The organism is Pseudomonas sp. B21-010 (assembly GCF_024749325.1).
Classification (GTDB): domain Bacteria; phylum Pseudomonadota; class Gammaproteobacteria; order Pseudomonadales; family Pseudomonadaceae; genus Aquipseudomonas; species Aquipseudomonas kilonensis.
This window is the reverse complement of sequence record NZ_CP087198.1, coordinates 2,676,521-2,696,052: the sequence shown is the minus strand read 5'-3', so window position 1 is coordinate 2,696,052 and position 19,532 is coordinate 2,676,521. Positions and strand designations below refer to the sequence as shown.

Sequence of the window (19,532 nt, the reverse complement as noted above, 5' to 3'; positions counted from 1 at the left end):
TTCACCTCAATCAAGCGTGTCACTGGCGACATGCCATTTGCCCAGCAGTTGGCTGTAGCTGCCATCGCTGCGCATATCGCCGATGATCTGCTGCACGGCAGCAGTCAGTTGCGGATCGTCCTTGCGAATACCCAGGCCGGTGAGAATCCGGCTGAAGGCTGGCACACCCGCCTCGAACAGATCGGGCGCCATGGCGGCGTAATAACCGGCGGTTTCCACGGTGGTGCCGTAGGCGTCGACCTGGCTGATGCGCAGGGCCTGGAAGGCATCGGTGTCGGTGTTGTAGACCACCAGTTTCATCGCCGGCTTGCCGGCCTTGGCCAGGGTCTCGTTCTCGGCGTCGAGCAGGGTCTTGATGGTGGAACCGTTAAGTACGGCGACCTTGTCTCCGGAGAGATCCGGCAGTGTCTTGAGGCCCTTTGGATTGCCCTTGGGCACCACCACCGCCTGGCTGGAATACATGTAGTTGACGATGTCGATCACCTCGCGGCGCTCGGGTTTATCAAACAACTGGTCGACGATCATGTCGCACTGGCGGGCCAGCAACGCGGGGAGCAATCCGGAAAAGGGAATGACCCGCCACTCCACCTTCTTGTCGCCCAGGCGCTTGGCGATCTCCAGGCCCAGGTCCACGGTCAGTCCCTTGGGTTTCTGCGCTTCATCGAAGGACACCAGCGGTGGCGAATCCATGCCCGAGCAGTAGACGAGTTTATCGACCTTGAGCAAACGCTCCGGGACAACGGGCGCGGCAACCGCCCACTGTGCACAGAAACCCAAGGATAAAGCGGCAACCAACAGGCGAGGCTTATGCATGACCAGACACTCCAGTTCAGTAAATGACGGCAGTACTCAAAGTCAGAACACGGGCAGATTCGAAACCTGCTCTCGTTATTTTTTCGATTGCAGGAACTCGATCAATTCAGGAACGGTGCCTTCGATGTGCGCACGCACCACCGCCTCGGCCTTCTCGGCATCGCCCGCACGCAGGGCGTCGAGGATCAGCATGTGCTCCTGGCGCGCACTCAGGGGCTTTTCCACATGCTGCAGCCACAGGCGCATGGGCGCTTCGATCAGGGAATAGAGCGCGCTGATCTGCTTGAGCAATCGCGGGCGACCGCTGAGGCTGCACAGGTATTCATGGAACGCGCGATGGCGGCTGACCCACTCGGCACTTTCCTCGCGGTAATCGTCCATCTCGTCCAGCAGTCGCTCCAAGGCAGCCAACTGGCGCTCGCCAATCCTGGCTGTCGCGACACGAACTGCCAGGCCTTCCAGGGCGCTGCGCATCTCGAAGACTTCGTGCAACTCATCGATGTCCAGGCCGCTGACAATCGCCCCGCGATTGGGTCGCAGGGTCACCAGGCCCTGGGCATCCAGACGACGAAAGGCTTCGCGCACCGGCATCCGGCTCATGCCGATCTCGTTGGCGATGTCCTCGGCAATCAGCCGGTCGCCTTTGCGTAACCGACCGCCACAAATGGCATCGAGCAAGAAGTTGTAGGCCTCCTCCTCGGCAGTCATCGGTGGGCGTTCAACGTAAGTCGGGGCAAATTGCATGGCAGCACCTTCTGCATTTTTGTATCCAATTATCCATGGATTCAAAAAAAGCAGAATGCGTGCCAAGCTCACGCATAATCGTGCAAACGTTTGATTTGAAGAGATTTGCCGGGGAAAACGACGGCTGGCCTTTAAGCCTGGCCATAGGCTGAGCCGCACACCTGTGCTACCAAACAGCTCAGTGGCTGCCCTTTATGTGTGCAGGATGACGCTTCGGTAACACCGCAGGCGGCAGCCCATCATGCCGGCGCCCGAGGCGTATCCGAGGGTGACTCGCCAAACAACGCCCGGTAATGGGCTGCAAAATGACTCAGGTGGAAAAAACCCATCGCCACGGCGATTTCACTGACGTTCAGCGCCGCCGCACGGGTCGTGATCAAACGCCGGCGCACGGCATTGAGCCGCAGGTTACGCAGGTACTCCACCGGACGCATCCCTGTGACCGCCTGGAAACTGTTCTGCAGGGTCCTGCGGCTGACCCGCAATTGTTCGCACAAATCGAGGATGCTCAAGGGCACATCGGCGCTGGCGACGACCAGCTCCTGGCAACGCTTGACCAGATAGGCACTGACGGCAAAATTGCCGCGCCGGCCACGCACCTCGTCCGAAGCGTGGCTGAACAGGTCGAGAAAGGCGTTGAGCAGGACGTCTTCGAGGATTTTTTCCGAAGCCGGATTGATCGCGTCCGCCTGTTCCAAAAGGTGACGAAACAGTGGGTGGATCCTTTGCTGCACGCGGCGCAGCACCGCCTCATCCACGCTGACCTGGGACACGCTTTTCAGACGCTTGAGCTGCTCGCTCGACAGCTCGTAGGCCGCCAGCTTGGCGAACCGCACCGTGTCGACATTAGCCGCGAAGAAGTGCATGCCTTCCGGGGCGTGCAAGACGAAGTCCTCGCCATCGCGCAACAGCACGACACTGTGGGCGCCCACCTGGTGCCCCTGGACCACCGGCGCACCGCCCAGCGACATGGCAATGCACAAGCGCCCTTTTGGCGCGCAACCGCGCTGCACCACACGTTTATCCAGCACCTCCTGGAAGATCTGGAAACGATCGGCGCACACTTGCCGCAGTTCGCTGGAAAGGCAGCCACGCCCGAGTTGGTCATAGACCTGTTGCCAGCCCAGGATCGAACCGGCATGTTGCTGAGGATCATTGAAGGTACGGACTTCGGCGAACATGATCATTGTTCCTCGGTGACGCTGTGCATATTACCCGGTGCTCTATAAAAGCTGTGCCAGACGCTGTGCCGATGCTGTGTCGGACGCTGTGTAGGAGCTGTCGAGTGCAACGAGGCTGCGATCTTTCCCCAGACACTTGAATCTCAAGCGAAAGATCAAAAGATCAAAAGATCAAAAGATCAAAAGATCGCAGCCTTCGGCAGCTCCTACGGTGAACAGTGTTTATCGCCGGAAAACCAAAGCCAGTTCCGTGCCAAGCATGTGCAAACGATATTCGCCTGCCCTGACGTCCATCGGCGCCAACAACGCCCCGGACAGCACCACCTGCCCCGCTTCAACGCGCTGCCCGTCGGCCAGCAACCGCCGAACCAGCCAACACAGATTCGCCAGAGGGGTGTCCTCGCGCGCCAGGACGTTACCTTCACCGCAGGGCACGCCGTCATGCGCCAGGCGATAGTTCACTTCGGGCAGTCGATCCGGATCGAACCCCACCCTCGCCCCGAGGCAATACAGCCCTGCAGAGGCATTGTCGGCAAGAAACGCCCCGACGCCGAAACGCCAGCCCTGCCAACGACAATCGGCAATTTCGAATGCTGGCGCGACCTCGGAAACGGCGGCGAGGATGTCCTCGTCACTGTAGAAACCTGACACCAGCGTACGCCCCAGGACAAACGCCAGTTCGATTTCCAGCTTGGGCTGGATCAGCCGTGCCAGGGGCACCGTGCTGCCGGGTTCCACAGCCATGGCATCGGTCAGCGCGCCCAACACCGGTTCATCGATACCGAAACGGTCCTGGGCAGCGCGGCCGGCGAAGGCCACTTTCCATCCGGTCAACCGCTCACCAGCGACCTGGCGCCGACGCAGCGCCTCGCGTTGCAAGGTGTAGCCCTCCTGCAGGGCGACGGCCTGAGGCTCCAACGAAGGCAAGGCGTGGACGGCCTGCGCGGCATCCTGAAGCCGGACCAGAAGATCGTCTTCGCGCCTCATGAGAGCTGCTCCGCCAATTTGCGCAGCACGCCTTCGAGCCGCTCGGGTGTGGTGATCGCGGCAACGAACCGATCCGGCCGCACCACCACCACGCAGTCACGCACCTTGGCAAACCATTCGCCCAAGCGGTTATCGACGTCCTCGACGCAAATGGCGCCGCTGGCGGACAAGGGTTGGTTGCGCCCCACGCCACTGCGCGAGCGATTGATCTGGATGAAACGCGTCTCCCAGCGCGCCCACCAGGCGGCCGTTTCTTCACTGAGCTGTTCGCTCGGGTTGACCCGATAGCCCAACACCGCATAGGAATGCCCCAGCACCTCGTCCAGGCGCCGGCGCTGACCCTGGGCGTCCTCGACAGACGGCTGGATGAACAACTGCCCGACCAGGTCATCCTCATGCAGCTCGGCGCGCTCGTGATGAACCAGGCCTTTGGTGATGGTTGCCTTGGGTTTGAACTTGAACTCCAGCAAGTGCGAGCGCAGGTTGTCGACGCTGTTGACGGCCTGGAACAACCAGTCCCGCACACCGGCCATCAACGGGTTGGTCAGCCCCAGGACGGCGCCCATGTTGTCGGCCAACGCGATAAGGTCGGTCGCATGCCCACGGCGCTCCTGGTCGTAACTGGCAAGAATCGCCGGCGACGCCCGTCCTTGGAGAATCGCGGCGAGCTTCCAGCTGACGTTGGCGACATCACGCAGGCCCGAATTGAGCCCCTGCCCGGCCCAGGGCGGGGAAATATGCGCCGCATCCCCCACCAGTGCCACACGGCCCTGGACAAAGCGCGCCGCGACCCGAGAGTTATGGGTGTAGGCGCGGATCCGGATGATTTCCAGTTGATCGACAGCATCGCCAATATGCCCGCGGATCAAATCCCGGATCGTCGCCTCTTCGCACATCCGGGTCTCGTCTTCGCCCTCCAGGAGCATGAACTCCCAGCGCCGCTGCTGATACGGCAGGTAGATGCAGACGAAGGGTCGCTGAGGGTCGGCATGCAGGGCGGTATACGGTGCATCCAGGGTGTCGTTGGCCGTGTCGATCACCACCCATTTGCGCGGATGGGTCAGCCCCAGCAGTTCGATACCGAGTTTCTTGCGCACGCTGGAACGTCCGCCATCGGCGCCGATCACATACTGCGCCTGCAATTGATAGAGCTCGCCCCGGGCATCGCGCACCTGCAAGGTCACGCCCTCGGCATCCTGCTCCAGATCGAGCATTTCATGGCCCTGGCGCAACTCGACACTGGCGTGCTTGCCCAGTTGCTCGCGCAATGTCGTTTCCAGCAACTGTTGCATGAAGATGTTGCGCATCGGCCAGCCATAGTTCGCCGTGCTCGGCTTGACCTCGGCAAAACACACGCCTCGCGCATTGTAGTAGCGCAGGGGCACGTTGCAGATCATGTCGCGCGCGGCCAGTTCGGCGATGCCGATGCCCTGCAACACACGCAGCGCCTCGTCATCCATGCCCACCGCGCGCGGATACGGCAGGACGCCGTCAGCCAACTCAAGGACGATGCAGTCGATGCCGTACAGCCCCATGTAATGAGCGGCCGTGATCCCGTTCGGGCCGCCGCCCACGATGACAACCTGGGTTTTCTCCTGCTTCATCGCTATTCACCGCTTTGTTGTTGTGGTTGTAGGCACTGGTCATACAAATAGTCCATGACGACAAGGTTGAACATTTCGCTCTGGTCATCATGGACGTAATGGCTGGCGTCGGCGATTTCCTCTGTGCGCACCCACTTATTGGCCTGCTTGATCGAGTCGAGGGTCGCCTGGGGCAGGAAATCGGAACGGGCGCCACGAATGAACAGCGTCGGGCAATCCAGCGCCCGTACCGCCGGCCACAGGTCAGTCGGGGTAATACTCAGGCGCGCCTGGGCGATACCTTGCTGGTCGTGACGCCATTCGATTCCAGCCAGCGTTTCCTTCATGGAATACATCAACCTGGAAGCCAGCCCCTCCTGAGAGAGGCCAGGTCGCGCTTGCAGCCAGAACTGGGCGGCGCTCTCCCAGTCAGGAAACAACAGCGGTGTCTGGCTCATCTCGCGCCGAATCCGCTCGGCGCCGTCACCGCTGACCGAAGAACCAGGGCCGATGTCCTCGATCACCAACGCTTGCAGTCGTCCCGGATTGAGCCGCGCATACTCCAGTGCATTGGTGCCGCCAAGGGAATGCCCCACCAGGACGAAACGCCGCAGCTCCAGATGCGCCACCAGATCTTCAAGATCGTTGACATAGGCCTCGGTCCGGTAACTGGCGGCATCCGCCCAGTCACTGTGGCCACGACCACGCTGGTCAAGGGCATAGCAGCAGTACCGCTCGCCCAATGCGTTGACCAGGCCATCCCAGGTCTGGGCATAGGAGCGCAACCCGTGGAGCAGCACCACCGCAATGCCCGATGGGTTGCCCCAGGACAGGTAATGCAGGCGCAGCCCCGATCGATTGGTGAAGAACTGGCTGTTTGCAGACATTCGTTCGCTTCCCACGATCCGTACCTCAATACAGGCCGTCATTGCCCTTGACGTCGGCAGCCTCAAGGCCACCCAGGCGCGCATGCAAGCGCCCACGCGTGGCGAAGGCCCAGATGATGATCAGTTCGTCGGCCGCCGGACCATCACCGAACGACAACGAAATGCTGTCGTAGTGCGAACGGACATACAGCGCATCCTTGTGGGCCAGCGGCACATCGATGGTCACGCCAGGCCCGCCACGCTTGCCCGTGGAAGGCACCCAGGACTTGCCGCCGCCCAACGCGACGCGGATCGGATCCGCCGCCGGGTTGGTCAACAATGCATTGCCATGCTCGTACTCGCCCTGGCTGCCCACCAGGCACGCCTTGCCGTAGCTGACGATCTTGTGCTGGCCCGCCAGTACCCGGATGCGCCGACCAAACTCCTGGCCCAGCAAGGGCGACGGCTCTATCAGCTCGGCCAGGCTTTCACTGAAACGGCCGGCATAAGGGTTGGCGATCACGGCGCCAATGGCGTACTTGAACAGCGGCTCACCATCGGCCAACTGGCCCGTTTCGTTGGCCAGGGTTTCCTCGACGAAGGTGTACCATTTGCGGATGTGGTAACTGGCGAAATTTGCGGTTTTCATAAGAGCAGTCTCTTTCAAAGTGGGTCGAGATCGAAATGCCGGCTGGGCGCTCCAGCGGCCTTGAAGCGGGCCTTGCCGCGTGCATCGTCGTGTTCGGACTCGAGGAAGAATTCCAGGCGATTGCCATCGGGGTCGTTGAAATACACGCCGTTGCCGATCTCGTGGTCGGTGATCTTCACCACCTCGACGCCCTTCTTCAGCAACATGCCGTAGAGCTTGCGCAGGGTGGTCATGTCGCCCGCGATCTCCAGCCCGTAGTGCTGCAGCCCCAGGCCGCCCTGGTGGGCCCCGGGTGCTGCGCGCAGCAACGCGATGTCGTGGTGCTTGGCACCGAAGGCCATCATGATCCAGCTTTCACCCCGGGCGCTTTCGTGCATGCCCAGCACGTCGGCGTACCAACGCGCCGACACTTCAGGGTCGCTCACGGATAGCGACAGGTGAGTACGAACGACTTCGACTTTCATCGCGCGATACCTCAGTTCTTCTTGATGATGGATTGATGCCCGGACTTGATTTGCGCCACGGCGGGCGTCCAGAGCACATCAGCGATTTCACTGAATTCACGCCACTGCTTCTGCCAGCCGTCACCGCCGTTCTCGGAGGTGAACAGATGCCCGTACTTGGTGCCGGCGACGATCTGGCGAGGGTCGGCGGGGTTCAAGGCAATCGCCCAGACACAGGAATTGGGTTGTTGCGGCAGCGGCAGCACTTCCCAACTGACGGCGGCATCCCGGGACACCAGCACCTTGCTGGTCGTGCCAGGGGTGCCGTCGGAAATGCTCAGGTAGAGCGTATCCTCGCCGCCCAACGCGGCATTCATGGCGCGCACGTAGTACAGGCCGAAGGTTTCCCGGGCGACGATGCCGGTCCAGGTCTGTCCTTCGTCGAGGCTGCGGTAAACGGCGTTGACGCACACCACCACGATGACCTTTTGCCCATGGTTGGGCAGGACCACGATGTTGTGCACATCCGAGTTGTAGTCCCACAGCAGGCGGTCATCGACACGGGTCCAGTTATCGCCACCGTCACGGCTGTGGAACAACCCGCCCTCTTCCAGGCCGAACCAGAGCTGGTTGCGATCCGTCGGGTCGTAGGCGAAGGCCAGCAAGCGCGGACGACTGACGCCGTCGCAGAACTCCGGGATCTCCACCGGGGCACGTTCCCAGTGCTGGCCACCGTCGTGGGTGCGCCATAGCACGGCGCGCGACGGCGCACCGGTGCCGACGAAAATACGCTGTGCATCCTGCGGGTCCACGGCCACCTTCCAGACGGTCTGGCCGTTGAATGGCGAATCCACCCGCTGCCAATGGCCGCCGGTATCACGGCTGATGCACAGGCCGACATCGGTGCCGGCATAGATCACCTCAGGCGTCCCCGGATGGAAACTCAGGGAGCGGGTGATCGCGTCGAATTCCAGGTCCTGGCCCAGGCCCAGGCGGTGCCAGGTACGGCCATCGTCGGCGCTGCGGATCACCGCTTGCCCTACGGTGGCGACCAAAAGGGTTCCGTTACTCATCACTGCTGCTCCTCAAATGAAGATGCCACGGGTCAAGCCGCCGTCGATGCCAATCGATTCCCCGGTCACCGCACCGGCCTTGGGGGATGCGAGAAAACCGATCAGCCAGCCCATTTCGATGGGCGCCAGAGTGCGGCGGATCGGCGTCGCGTCGATGTAGCCCTGCTCCACCTGCTCGGGCGTCTTGCCCTGCTTGATCCCTTCGCGCTCGTAGAGCTCCTGGATGTGCGGGGTGTCCACGACGCCGGGGTGGATCAGGTTGACGGTGATGCCGGATGGGCCCAGTTGGTCGGAAAGTGTCTTGGTCATGTGGGCGATGGCCAGGTTGCGCATGCCCGAGAGGACCTTGCTGCCACGCCCGGTCAGGCCACCTATATTGATGATGCGACCGAAGCCGCCGGCCTTCATGTGTGGGGTCACGGCTTTGGCGCAACGGAAATAGCCGATCACCTTGGTGTTGAGGTCCGAGAGCAATTCATCGTCGCCGGCATGCTCAATGTCGTTGCGCACCACACCGGACGGGGCCGCGGCACCGTTGACCAGGATGTCGATGCGGCCAAAGTGCTTGTGCGCAGCCTCGACCATGTCCGACACCGCCGACATCTGGTTGGTGTCACAGAACAGCGGCAGCACTTCGTTGCCGGTCTCTGCGGTGATTTCCTCGGCGGTTTGCTGGAGAAACTCCATGCGCCGCGCGCAGATCACCACCTTGCAACCTTCCTGGGACAGAAAGCGCGCGACTTCCTTGCCGATGCCCATGCCACCGCCGGTGACGATCGCCACGCGGCCTTGTAATTCCAGATCCATAGCAGTTCCTCTTGTGATTGTTCGGCTCAGGCGAGATCGACGAAGACACTTTTGGTTTCGGTGTAGGCATCGATCACGTTCTTACTCATTTCCCGGCCCCAGCCGGATTGCTTGTAGCCACCAAATGGCGAGGCCGGGTCGACGACGTTCCAGCAGTTGATCCACACCGAGCCGGCCTTCAACTGGGCGGCCACGCGATGGGCGGAACGCAAGTCACGGGTCCAGAGACCGGCGGCCAGACCGTAGGGCGAGTCGTTGGCGCGCAGCACCAGTTCATCGATCTCGGTCCAGCTCATGACGGTCAGCACCGGCCCGAAGATTTCCTCCCGGGCGACACAGGCGCGCTCGGCACGGTCGAGAAACACGCTGGGCCGGATGAAGTGGCCGCGCTCCAGGTGGGCCGGCCGATCACCGCCGCAGATCAGCTCGGCGCCTTCTTCCTGGCCCCGTTGCAGGTAGCCACGCACCGTGCCCAATTGCCGGGCCGAGACCAGCGGGCCCATGCTGCTGGCCGGATCCAGGCCAGGCCCCAACACGTGGGCGGCCGCGTGGCGCTGGAGTTCTTCAAGCACCTGGTCGAGAACGCTGGCGTGCACGTACAGACGCGATCCGGCGGTGCAGACCTGCCCCTGGTTGTAGAAAATGCCGTCGGCGGCGCCCTTGGCGGCACGGACGATATCGGCGTCCGGAAGAATGATGTTGGGGGACTTGCCACCCAGCTCCAGGGAGACCTTTTTCATGTTGCCGGTGGCCGCCTGGGCGATCAGCCGCCCTACCTGGGTCGAACCGGTGAAGGCGATCTTGTCCACGTCCGGGTGCTGGGCCAGCGGTGCGCCGGTATGCGCACCAAGACCGGTGAGCAGATTGACCACCCCGGCCGGGAAACCGGCGGCCTCGATCAACTGCACCAGGCGAATCGCAACCAAGGGCGTCTGCTCGGCGGGCTTGAGTACCGCGACGCAACCGGTCGCCAGCGCCGGACCAAGCTTCCACACGCACATGGTCAGCGGGAAGTTCCACGGTACGATCAAGGCGCAGACGCCCACCGGCTCACGCAAGGTGTAGTTGAGCATCGGTGCGCCGCTGGACGGCGATACCGGCAGCGTGCTGCCTTCGATCTTGGTCGGCCAGCCAGCGAAATAACGAATGATATTGGCCGCACTGGCCGCTTCGCCCCGGGCCGCGCCGATCGGCTTGCCGTTTTCCAGGGTGATCAGTTGCGCCAGTTCTTCGCGATGCTGGTCGAGCAGTTCCGCCAGGCGAAACAGCAACAACCCGCGCTGGGCCGGTGAGTGCTGCGCCCAGGGCCCGGTGAAGGCCGCGCGGGCGGCAGCGACGGCGGCATCCACGTCGCGTTCGCCACCTTCGGCGACTTGCGCCAGGATGTGCTCAGTGGCCGGGTTTTCCACGGCAAACCGACGGCCGTCGGCGGCGTCCTGCCAGGTCCCGCCGATAAACAGGCGCCCGGGCTGGGACAGGAACTTCTCGACGGCAGGTAACAATTGAATCGGGTTCATATCCGCTCCTTCACAGTGCCATTTCAATCAGGCAAGGACCGCCATCGGCCTTGGCGTTGGCCAGGGCGCGCTGCAACTCACCGTTGGTGTGCACAGTGCTGGCCGGCAAGCCGTAGCCCTTGGCCAAGGCCTTCCAATCGATGCGTGGACGGTCCAGTACCGTCAGGCTCAGGGCCTCGGGGCCCAACTCGGTCATGCCGAAGCGGCGCAGCTCGTTCTGCAAAATGGCGTAGCGATGGTTGGCCGCGATCAGGATCACCACGGGCAGTTGCTCGCGGGCGATGCTCCACAAGGTCTGGATGGTGTACTGGGCACTGCCGTCCGATTGCAGGCAGAACACCTTGTTGCCACGCTCGGCCATGGCGGCGCCAAAGCCCACCGGGATGCCCTGGCCGATGGCCCCACCGGTGTTGGTCAAGACCCGATGCCGTGCGGCATGGGCCGAAGCGGTGAAGAATGGATAGCCGCACGTCCCGCCTTCCACCGAAACGATGCAGTCGTCGGGCAGCGACGCAGCCAGCACCTGCCCCACGGATTGCGGGGTCAACGTAGCTTCGCTTGGCGGCAGCTCGATGCCGGTTGGCGTTGGCACATAAGCCGGCGCTTCAAGCGCATCGGCCAGCGCAGTGAGCGCGCCGGCAACATCGTCCCCTACTTGTGCCAGGCAGAGCAGGCGTTCACGTTCGGCCAGGCGAGAAGCGATGCCTTCGTAGCCGAAATAACTGATCGGGTCCGGCACGCCGGCGCACACCACCGCGTCGTACTGGTCAAGGATCTCGATGGCGACTTCGGGGAAGTAAGGCAGGCGATCCAGGTCAGGCAAACCACCGCCGCGATAGCTCAGGCGCGGAAAGGTTTCGGCGAACAGGCGTACGCCCGGCAACTGGGCCAGGCGCCCCGCCGCTTCGAGCCCGGCGACGGACAAGCCTTGGTCGCCGACGATAAACACCAGGCGCTGGCCATCACGCAGTGCCTGGGCGACCGCCTCGATCCGGTCACCGGCAAAACGCCGAACCGGGGCCTGCAATGCGGTGAAGGCTTTCTCGTGCTGCACCGTGTTGGCTTGCAGGTCCATCGGCAGAATCAGGCTGGCGATCTGGCCGTTGGCCTGCCAGGCGGCACGCACCGCCTCTTGAAAATCTTCACCAACGCCCGATGCCGTGCGCGAGGTACGTACCCACTTGGAAACGCTGCCGGCCAACGCCTGGATATCACTGGCCAACGGCGGATCGTAATTGACGTGCCAGGACGCGTGATCACCGATGACGTTGACGATCGGGGTGTTGGCGCGACGCGCGTTGTGCAGGTTGGCAATGCCATTGGCAAAGCCTGGCCCCAGGTGAGTCAGGGTCATCGCCGGCTTGCCGGCAATCCGGCCATAGCCGTCCGCAGCACCGGTGCATACCCCTTCGAACAAGGACAACACCGGCTTGAGGGCTGGCGCACTGGCCATGGCTGCCACCAGGGGAATTTCAGTCGTTCCGGGATTGGCGAAGCAGTATTCGATACCGCTCGCCACCGCCGCTTTCACTATCAGTTGCGCACCATTCATTTCCAGCCCTCTTGATCGAGCGTTTGCAGTGGCTGAGATTTATCACATAGAAAAACCCTCCACTCAAGTACTTTTTACTCACAAAAGCTCTTATTTTGAGATTTATGCAAATTTATGATGAGAATAACGCCTTCAATCCGTATGTTTTTCTCAAGCACTGGCGTATCGTGGCAACGCCCTGTTCGCCGAGCGAGCGGGCTTTTCATCATCGGCGCACCTACCTATAGTGCTCACCCAACGACCACCTACGCGCCATTCCCCCCTTTAGGAGCGAAATGAGCAGTCTGAGCAAAATGCTGAGTGTGCTGGACCTGTTCGACCCGGCAACGCTGAAGATCGACCCCGACACCATCGCCGAACGCATGGGCCTGTCACGGGCGACCGTGTACCGCTACGTCAAGGATTTGTGTGATGCCGGCCTGCTGGTCCGGGTGGATGCCGGCAGCTACGGCCTGGGGCCGCGGATCATCGAGCTCGACTGGATGATGCGTCAGTACGACCCGATCCTCGTGGCGGGTCGCGAGTTGATGCACCAGCTGTCCGAGGCCACTGGCCTGGCGGTGTTCGCCAGCGTTTTCTATGACGGCCACATCATCAACACCTACATCGCCGAACCCAATGACACCTACCAGTTCGCATTCGGTCGCGGCCAGCCGCTGCCGTTTTTTCGCGGTGCGCAATCCAAGGTGCTGATCGCCTTCCAAAAGGGACGGCGCCTGCAACGCCTGTTCGAAGAACACATGGCCAACGACCCCGACAACGGCTATGACTGGGCAAGTTTTTCCAAAGCGGCGAAAAAGATCCGCAAGGACGGCTATTGCCTGACCCACGATGAACTCAACCTGGGGCTCACCGGTATCGCGGCGCCGATCATCAACCCCGGGCTCGACGAGGTGGTAGGCAGCCTTTCAGCCGTCGGCAGCACCGACAGCTTCAAACTGCTGCGCCAGGAAACCGTGGTTGAAATGGTGATGGACACCACCCGGCGGATTGCCGAGCGGATGCAGAATCCGCCTGCTACCAACTAGAAAGCGATGTTGCGCCATACCGATAACTTAAGAAAAACACTGAACCTGTGGCGAGGGAGCTTGCTCCCGCTGGGTCGCGCAGCGGCCCCTCTTTTTAGGCCTGCTGCGCAGTCCAGCGGGAGCAAGCTCCCTCGCCACAGGGTTTATCGAACAGCCCCTGCTTCAGAACGGCACGGCCACCGTCACCTGGCTGTACACGTTGGTGCCATTGCCCGCCACTTGATTGCCCCCGGTCGTTGCATCCCGATCCGGCTTGTAGAGGCCTATCAACGGCGTGATGATCAAGTGTTCGTTCACCGCCCACTCGGCATACAGATCCAGCTCGCGGGCATCCAGGTTCAGGGCGCTATCTTTGCGTACCGTGTTGAAATCAAAGTACAGCGCACCCAGGGTCAGATTTTCCAACGGTTTGGCTGTCAGGCCGACATGATGAATGCCCGTGTTGCTGTTGAAGGGCCCGGCATAATTGCCCGCGACTTCGCCCTGGAACCAGGTGCCGTAGCCCGTGCTGAGCCCGGTGAACAGCGAGTCCCACTTCTGCGAATAACGGGTGTAGCGGTACGTCAGCTTCGGGGCCCAGGCCAGATCGGCAAAGGTGTAGCCGGCCTCGGCGTACCAGGCGTTCTGCGGGCCGGCGTCCTTGTCCTGCCAGGCGTATTCGAATGCCAGGCTGGCGTTCTCGATGCCCGCGTCACCTTCACCACGAATGCTGTAGACGTCCATGCCCTTGCGTTGCTTCTGGAAATCGCTGGCCCACTGCTCGTTCACGTCGAGGCCATGTATCCAGGTCAGCCCCAACGTGCCCGCCTTGGCGGTGTAATCGAGCGTGCCGGCGGCCAGTTCGGTTTCGGCCTGGGCGCGGTTATCGGACTTGAGCCACACCACACTTCCATGCAGCCCATCCTGCCCGCCCAGACGTAATACGGCGGTTTGATCGAACGCGTGCCGGGCAGCCAGGTAATAGGCGCCACCGCGATTCAAGCGACCATCGGCAGGCCCTTTGCCCAGGTTCGGCCCGTCATCGTTGATCAAGAATCCCCTGCCCAGCTTGACCACCTGGCGCCCGCCGGAAATATCGACGCCGTCCTGCCCCAGCACGGGAAACAGCTCGGCGGAACGCCAGCCCAGGTAAGCGTCTTCAATCTTCGTCGTGCGCTCGCTGCCCAGCGTATTGCCGGCCGCGTCGCCATCGCCCCAGGTGGCGGAACTGACCAGGCTGAACGCCCCGTAGGCGGTGCCATGGCCGGCCAGGCCCTGGTCGCCGCTGACGCCATATTTGATGAAGCCTTCGCGCCAGGTTGAACCACCTGGCCGGCCGTCGTAATTCTTGCGACTGTTGAAAAGACCGAACACGGCCAGCATGTCGGCGTTGAGGTGAGTGTCGTCATCGGCATACAACTCATAGGCCTGGACCTGACTCGCAGCGCAGAGCGCCAGCGTACAGGCAAGGCCACTGCCGAAAAATCCCATACGCGATAAGTTCCGCATGGCTAGAGCTCCTTTTGGTGCGCCCTTGATAGGCTGTTTTTATTCAGGAGCCGGCACCGCAAGCGGCACCGGCTGGCAGGGCTAACGGCAGTCGGCGAGCGCGCTGTCCAGCGCACCGACCATCATGGTCGCCTCGTCAGAGGTGAGGGTCAGCGGCGGCGACATCACGATTTTGTTGCCTATCGGGCGCATCAATACGCCGGCCAGGCGCGCCTGCTCGGCAATGCGCGAGGCCAGGCCCGTAGCAGGGTCAAGCGGCTCGCGCGTGGCCTTGTCCGCCACCAGGTCCACGGCGATCATCAAGCCCTTGCCGCGCACTTCGCCCACCACTGCATAACGCTCGGTCAGCGGTTGCAGTTGTTCCAGCAACTGGGCACCGACCTTCCCGGCGTTGCCTGGCAAATCCTCGGCCTCGACGATGTCCAGCACCGCCAGGGCCGCCGCGCAGGCAGTCGGGTGCCCGCTGTAGGTGTAGCCGTGCATGATGACGTTGCTGAAGCCCGGGCCGTTCTCGATGGCATCGACCATGCGCTGGTTGAAGACCGTGGCCCCCATGGGGATGTAACCGGCGGTGATGCCCTTGGCCAGGCACAGTACGTCGGGGGCGACACCCCAGCCACGACTGCCGAGCATGCAGCCGGTGCGGCCGAAACCCGTCACCACTTCATCGGCGATCAACAGGATGCCGTGGCGGTCGCAGACTTCGCGCAGCCTCTTCCAGTAGTACGCCGGCGGCACGATCACGCCGCCGGCGCCTTGCACCGGTTCGGCGATCAGCGCAGCAATGGTCTGCGGGCCGAGCAGCGCGATCTGGTCTTCCAACTGACGAATGCAGTGAGCGGTCAGTTCTTCCGGATCGCGGCAGTCCCAGGGGTTGCGGTACAGCCACGGCGTGTCGAGCAGATGACAGCCAGCCAGCAGCGGCCCGTGGTTGTAGTGATACACGCCGTTGCCGCCCACCGAGGTCCCCCCCACGTGCACGCCATGGTAACCATTGCGCAATGAGAGAAAGCGCGTGCGCCCTGGCTCGCCGCTGGCGATCCAGTATTGGCGGGCCATCTTCAGGGCCGTCTCGACCGCGTCGGAACCGCCTGAGCTGAACAACACCCGGGTCATGTTTTCCTGGGCGAACATCGACGTCAGCCGCTCGGCCAGGTCGAACACCCGCGGATGGGCGATGCCGTCGAAGGTCTGGTAATAAGCCAGTTCGTCCAGCTGCGCGGCAATGGCCGCCTTCACTGAAGCCCGGTTATGACCCACGTTCACGTTCCACAAGCCGCCGACACCATCGAGCATGCGATGGCCTTCGATATCGGTGATGTAGTTACCGTCGCCACGGGCGATGATCAACGTCTTGGAGCAGTTCGCCGGCGCCGAAGAACTCATCGGGTGCCAGAATTTTTTTTGTGCTGTCTTGTATTGCTCGTACATGGTTGCACTCCTCACTCTATTTCACGCTTGCGTACGTACAGCAGTTGCTGGCCGGTGAACTCCAGCAACCCTTCAAGGCCGAACTCAACGCCGAACCCGGACATCTTGCTGCCGCCAAACGGCGTATTCGGCTGGATCTGCGCATGGCAGTTGACCCAGGCCATGCCACATTCCAGGCGACTGGCCAGGGCCTGTGCCTGCTCGCTGTCGCGTCCCCAGACCGATCCACCCAGGCCCATGTCGCCCGCATTGGCGCGACGCAGGACATCCTCGACATCCTGGTAGGCAATCAGCGGCAACACCGGCCCGAACTGCTCCTCATCCACCAGGCGCTGCCCATCGGTCACATCGGCAACCAGCGTCGGCGGATAGAAAAAGCCCGGGCGGTCCAGACGAGCACCGCCGCACAACACACGCGCCCCCTGGGCACGGGCATCGGCCACCAGTTCCTCAACCAGCTTCAACTGTTCGAGGTTCTGCACCGGGCCAAACGTGACCCCGGGCGCCAGGCCGTCACCCACCACCTGACGCCGGGCGATCAGGGTCAGGGCCTCGGCAAAGGCCTCGTACTGGGATTGGTGGATGTACAAGCGCTTGAGGGCGGCGCAGGTCTGCCCCATGTTCAGGAATGCGGCCTGGAAAATATCTTCGGCGACCGCCTCGACCGAGGTGCCTGGCAGCACGATGGCGGCGTCGTTGCCGCCCAGCTCCAGCGTCAGGCGCTTGAGGTTGCCGGCGGCGCCGCGCATTACGCTCTGGCCGGTGGCGGTGGAGCCGGTGAAGACAATCTTCTGGATCCCGGCGTGGGCGGTGATCGCACTGCCGAACCCTTGTTCACCGGTCACGCTATTGATCACGCCCCGAGGCACGTGGCGAGCGATGATTTCCACCAGGCGCAGGGTGCTCAAGGGGGTCAGGCTCGACGGTTTGCTGATCACGCAGTTACCGGCCCGCAACGCCGGCATGATGTGCCAGACAGCGATCATGAACGGCCAATTCCAAGGCGTGATCGACGCGACCACACCCAACGGCTTGCGGTGCAGTTCAATACGCTGGGCCGGGGTTTCTTCCACCAACTCCACGGGAATCTGCTGCTCGGCGGCATAGCGCGTCCAGGCCACCGCGCCCATCACTTCGGAGAACGCCAATTCCAGCGGCTTGCCCTGTTCCAGGACAATGAGCGGGGCCAAGGCATCGGCTTCCTGTTCGAGATCGGTAGCGATGCTCAGCAGGCGCTGGCGGCGATCTTCATGGGTGCTGTGTCGCCACTCGACAAAGGCCGATTGCGCCGCTTCGACAGCGAGGTCCAGCTGGGCCAGGGAACCGGCCGCGCATCGAGCGAACACCTTGCCGGTCGCCGGATTGAGCACATCAAAGTGCCCGTTTTCACCGTCGACCCGAACCCCATTGATGAGCATTTGATAATCGTGCATAGAACCTTCCTTTCACGCGCTGACGAACCGTCCCGAACGACAGCGGACTTGTTTTCTGGGTGGATTGACGTTGTGCCTGACGCCTTAAAGCTTGTGGCTTCCCAGCGCCATGAATCGCTCGGGGGATGCCTTGCGCAATCGAGCGGCGAGGAACACGCCGACGATCAGCGCGGCGGGAATCACCGCGCATAGGCCATAGGACAGGAGCTGGCTGGCGCCGGTCAGCACGTCGAAATGAATCACCGCAAGGGCCAGGACCGCCAGCAATGCCAGGCACGAAAAGACCGGAAGAATCCGACCGCGCCAGAGCCCCAGCTTCAGCTCCGGGTGAGCGCGAAAATAGACAAACACCGCCGCTGAGGTCAGCGCCATGAGCAGGATTACGCACAGCGTGGCCAGGTTGGAAAACCAGGCGAACAGCTGAAGGATCGGATCGGCGTCCAGCGCAGCAAAGATCAGCACCACCACCGCCGCGATCAGGCTTTGCAGGACCGAGCCCATGTGCGGACTCTGGTGAACGCGATGGGTGGTGCCCAACCGGCTGTGCAGCAAACCGTCGCGGCCGATGGCATAGAAATAACGTGCCGCGGCGTTGTGGAACGCCAGCAGCCCGGCGTAGATGCTGACCATGAACAGCACGCGGATGATCTGGGTCAGGTGCGGGCCGACAAAGTGATCGGACATGCCGTAGATGAACGTCGTTGGATCCTGGAGCGCCTGCAGGGTCGGCACGATCTTGTCGGCCCCGACGCCAATCACCATCGCCCACACCGACAGGGCATAGAAACCACCGATCAACAGCACCGAGCTGTAGGTGGCGATGGGAATCGTGCGGTGCGGGTTCCTCGCCTCCTCGCCGTAGATGGTGGTGGCCTCGAAGCCGATGAACGCGGCGAAGCAGAACAGCAAGCCGATGGACGGCGTGCCGCTGAACACATGGCTGCGATCGAACGAATCGAGATTGATGCCGCTATCGCCACCGGTCTTGAGAATGGCGAAATCCAGCGTCAGGATCGCCAGGTACTCGGCAATGACCACCACCGACAGCACCCGGGCCGACAGGTCGATCTTGCGATAGCCAAGAATCGCGATGCTCGCCATCGCCAGGAGCGAATAGGTCCACCAGGGCAAGTCCAGGCCAAAGACGCTGGCCATCGTGCCGCTGACCACGCCGCCGAACATGCCATACAACCCGACTTGCAGGATGTTGTAGGCAAACATCGCCAGCACCCCCGCCGCGCCGCCGGCCAAGCCACCCAAACCGCGAGCAGTGAATGCATAGAAACCGCCGGCATTGGTCATGTGCCGGGACATGGCGGTGTAGCCCGCCGAGAACGCCAGTAACACCAGCAAGGCCAGGATCAGCAATGCCGGTGTGCCCGCGCCGTTGCCCAGCATGATGCCAATGGGGAAACCGCCGGCGATGACGCTCAAGGGGCTCGCCGCCGAAATCACAAAGAAGATGATGAAACCGACACCCAAGGCGCCGCGCTTCAACTCCGTCGAACTGCTGATCGGGAAAGATACGCTCATTGTTCTTGACCTTATTGTATGAGGCAGTTGTTGCTGGATCGCAGACGCCAGCTTCGCCGACTTCCAAAAGCTTATTGTTCTGCTTGCACGCTGGATTCGATGCTAGGCCGTTGCCAAAACTCTTCGCTATCCCAAAACGGCAGCATCCAAAGCCGCGCCCCAAAACAGGTCAGCCCAGCGAGGGATTACTCCCGCTGGACCTGACTGGCGCTGTAGGAGCTGTCGAGCGAAGCGAGGCTGCGATCTTTTCAGCACCATTGAGTCTCAAGCGAAAAGATCAAGATCAAAAGATCGCAGCCTCGCTTCGCTCGACAGCTCCTACCGGGCGCACAACGGCTGCCGATTCGGGATAACGGGAAAATTCCTCCTGCCGCAAGATAACCTCGCCCACCGCTCAGACAGCG

The 19,532-nt window shown here is 62.2% G+C and carries 17 protein-coding genes; 1 reads left to right on the top strand and 16 read right to left on the bottom strand.

Annotated features, from left to right (window positions below; translation table 11 throughout):
• Nucleotides 1-6: 6 nt before the first annotated feature.
• From LOY50_RS11975 to LOY50_RS11920, 12 genes are all read right to left on the bottom strand, one after another.
• Complete coding sequence (locus LOY50_RS11975) at nt 7-813, bottom strand: ABC transporter substrate-binding protein (protein WP_258690946.1); 807 nt, start codon at nt 811-813, stop codon at nt 7-9.
• Nucleotides 814-888: 75 nt separating this feature from the next.
• A complete protein-coding gene (locus tag LOY50_RS11970) occupies nt 889-1,557 on the bottom strand; it encodes a GntR family transcriptional regulator (protein ID WP_258690945.1) in 669 nt (222 codons plus the stop codon).
• A gap of 239 nt (nt 1,558-1,796) precedes the next feature.
• Complete coding sequence (locus tag LOY50_RS11965) at nt 1,797-2,738, bottom strand: helix-turn-helix domain-containing protein (RefSeq protein WP_253473785.1); 942 nt, start codon at nt 2,736-2,738, stop codon at nt 1,797-1,799.
• A 222-nt stretch (nt 2,739-2,960) separates the two neighbouring features.
• On the bottom strand, nt 2,961-3,725 hold the full coding sequence (locus LOY50_RS11960) for a 2-keto-4-pentenoate hydratase (RefSeq protein WP_258690944.1): 765 nt from the start codon (nt 3,723-3,725) through the stop codon (nt 2,961-2,963).
• Nucleotides 3,722-5,329: a bifunctional 3-(3-hydroxy-phenyl)propionate/3-hydroxycinnamic acid hydroxylase gene (locus LOY50_RS11955; RefSeq protein WP_258690943.1), complete on the bottom strand. Its 1,608-nt coding sequence runs from the start codon at nt 5,327-5,329 to the stop codon at nt 3,722-3,724. The genes LOY50_RS11960 and LOY50_RS11955 overlap by 4 nt, the downstream gene beginning before the upstream one ends.
• A 2-nt stretch (nt 5,330-5,331) precedes the next feature.
• Nucleotides 5,332-6,195, bottom strand: a complete 864-nt coding sequence (locus tag LOY50_RS11950; protein WP_258690942.1) for an alpha/beta fold hydrolase — start codon at nt 6,193-6,195, stop codon at nt 5,332-5,334.
• A gap of 25 nt (nt 6,196-6,220) precedes the next feature.
• Nucleotides 6,221-6,823, bottom strand: coding sequence for an amino acid synthesis family protein (locus LOY50_RS11945; protein WP_013693046.1), 603 nt, complete (start codon nt 6,821-6,823; stop codon nt 6,221-6,223).
• A 14-nt stretch (nt 6,824-6,837) separates the two neighbouring features.
• Nucleotides 6,838-7,287, bottom strand: coding sequence for a VOC family protein (locus tag LOY50_RS11940; protein ID WP_003200799.1), 450 nt, complete (start codon nt 7,285-7,287; stop codon nt 6,838-6,840).
• Nucleotides 7,288-7,298: 11 nt separating this feature from the next.
• Nucleotides 7,299-8,339, bottom strand: coding sequence for a VPS10 domain-containing protein (locus tag LOY50_RS11935; RefSeq protein WP_258690941.1), 1,041 nt, complete (start codon nt 8,337-8,339; stop codon nt 7,299-7,301).
• A gap of 12 nt (nt 8,340-8,351) precedes the next feature.
• Entirely contained in the window at nt 8,352-9,146 is a 795-nt protein-coding gene (locus tag LOY50_RS11930; protein WP_258690940.1) for an SDR family NAD(P)-dependent oxidoreductase, read from the bottom strand.
• A 26-nt stretch (nt 9,147-9,172) separates the two neighbouring features.
• Nucleotides 9,173-10,663: an aldehyde dehydrogenase family protein gene (locus LOY50_RS11925; RefSeq protein WP_214509296.1), complete on the bottom strand. Its 1,491-nt coding sequence runs from the start codon at nt 10,661-10,663 to the stop codon at nt 9,173-9,175.
• Between the two features lie 10 nt (nt 10,664-10,673).
• Nucleotides 10,674-12,215, bottom strand: a complete 1,542-nt coding sequence (locus LOY50_RS11920; RefSeq protein WP_258690939.1) for an acetolactate synthase large subunit — start codon at nt 12,213-12,215, stop codon at nt 10,674-10,676.
• A gap of 275 nt (nt 12,216-12,490) precedes the next feature.
• Here LOY50_RS11920 and LOY50_RS11915 point away from each other — a divergent pair, with 275 nt between their 5' ends.
• A complete protein-coding gene (locus LOY50_RS11915) occupies nt 12,491-13,243 on the top strand; it encodes an IclR family transcriptional regulator (protein WP_253473771.1) in 753 nt (250 codons plus the stop codon).
• Between the two features lie 162 nt (nt 13,244-13,405).
• Here the strand turns inward: LOY50_RS11915 and LOY50_RS11910 are convergent, their stop codons facing one another.
• From LOY50_RS11910 to LOY50_RS11895, 4 genes are all read right to left on the bottom strand, one after another.
• On the bottom strand, nt 13,406-14,731 hold the full coding sequence (locus tag LOY50_RS11910; RefSeq protein WP_258690938.1) for an alginate export family protein: 1,326 nt from the start codon (nt 14,729-14,731) through the stop codon (nt 13,406-13,408).
• A gap of 81 nt (nt 14,732-14,812) precedes the next feature.
• On the bottom strand, nt 14,813-16,162 hold the full coding sequence (locus LOY50_RS11905) for an aminotransferase class III-fold pyridoxal phosphate-dependent enzyme (RefSeq protein WP_258690937.1): 1,350 nt from the start codon (nt 16,160-16,162) through the stop codon (nt 14,813-14,815).
• Nucleotides 16,163-16,173: 11 nt separating this feature from the next.
• Nucleotides 16,174-17,595, bottom strand: coding sequence for an aldehyde dehydrogenase family protein (locus LOY50_RS11900; RefSeq protein ID WP_258690936.1), 1,422 nt, complete (start codon nt 17,593-17,595; stop codon nt 16,174-16,176).
• An 84-nt stretch (nt 17,596-17,679) separates the two neighbouring features.
• Complete coding sequence (locus tag LOY50_RS11895; protein ID WP_253473761.1) at nt 17,680-19,128, bottom strand: APC family permease; 1,449 nt, start codon at nt 19,126-19,128, stop codon at nt 17,680-17,682.
• Between the last annotated feature and the right edge of the window lie 404 nt (nt 19,129-19,532).

Coding starts and splice junctions, on each gene's coding strand:
- LOY50_RS11970 (WP_258690945.1), bottom strand. CDS start 1,557: ATGCAATTTGCCCCGACTTACGTTGAACGCCCACCGATGACTGCCGAG.
- LOY50_RS11965 (WP_253473785.1), bottom strand. CDS start 2,738: ATGTTCGCCGAAGTCCGTACCTTCAATGATCCTCAGCAACATGCCGGT.
- LOY50_RS11915 (WP_253473771.1), top strand. CDS start 12,491: ATGAGCAGTCTGAGCAAAATGCTGAGTGTGCTGGACCTGTTCGACCCG.
- LOY50_RS11950 (WP_258690942.1), bottom strand. CDS start 6,195: ATGTCTGCAAACAGCCAGTTCTTCACCAATCGATCGGGGCTGCGCCTG.
- LOY50_RS11955 (WP_258690943.1), bottom strand. CDS start 5,329: ATGAAGCAGGAGAAAACCCAGGTTGTCATCGTGGGCGGCGGCCCGAAC.
- LOY50_RS11975 (WP_258690946.1), bottom strand. CDS start 813: ATGCATAAGCCTCGCCTGTTGGTTGCCGCTTTATCCTTGGGTTTCTGT.
- LOY50_RS11910 (WP_258690938.1), bottom strand. CDS start 14,731: ATGCGGAACTTATCGCGTATGGGATTTTTCGGCAGTGGCCTTGCCTGT.
- LOY50_RS11900 (WP_258690936.1), bottom strand. CDS start 17,595: ATGCACGATTATCAAATGCTCATCAATGGGGTTCGGGTCGACGGTGAA.
- LOY50_RS11940 (WP_003200799.1), bottom strand. CDS start 7,287: ATGAAAGTCGAAGTCGTTCGTACTCACCTGTCGCTATCCGTGAGCGAC.
- LOY50_RS11935 (WP_258690941.1), bottom strand. CDS start 8,339: ATGAGTAACGGAACCCTTTTGGTCGCCACCGTAGGGCAAGCGGTGATC.
- LOY50_RS11905 (WP_258690937.1), bottom strand. CDS start 16,162: ATGTACGAGCAATACAAGACAGCACAAAAAAAATTCTGGCACCCGATG.
- LOY50_RS11930 (WP_258690940.1), bottom strand. CDS start 9,146: ATGGATCTGGAATTACAAGGCCGCGTGGCGATCGTCACCGGCGGTGGC.
- LOY50_RS11960 (WP_258690944.1), bottom strand. CDS start 3,725: ATGAGGCGCGAAGACGATCTTCTGGTCCGGCTTCAGGATGCCGCGCAG.
- LOY50_RS11925 (WP_214509296.1), bottom strand. CDS start 10,663: ATGAACCCGATTCAATTGTTACCTGCCGTCGAGAAGTTCCTGTCCCAG.
- LOY50_RS11895 (WP_253473761.1), bottom strand. CDS start 19,128: ATGAGCGTATCTTTCCCGATCAGCAGTTCGACGGAGTTGAAGCGCGGC.
- LOY50_RS11945 (WP_013693046.1), bottom strand. CDS start 6,823: ATGAAAACCGCAAATTTCGCCAGTTACCACATCCGCAAATGGTACACC.
- LOY50_RS11920 (WP_258690939.1), bottom strand. CDS start 12,215: ATGAATGGTGCGCAACTGATAGTGAAAGCGGCGGTGGCGAGCGGTATC.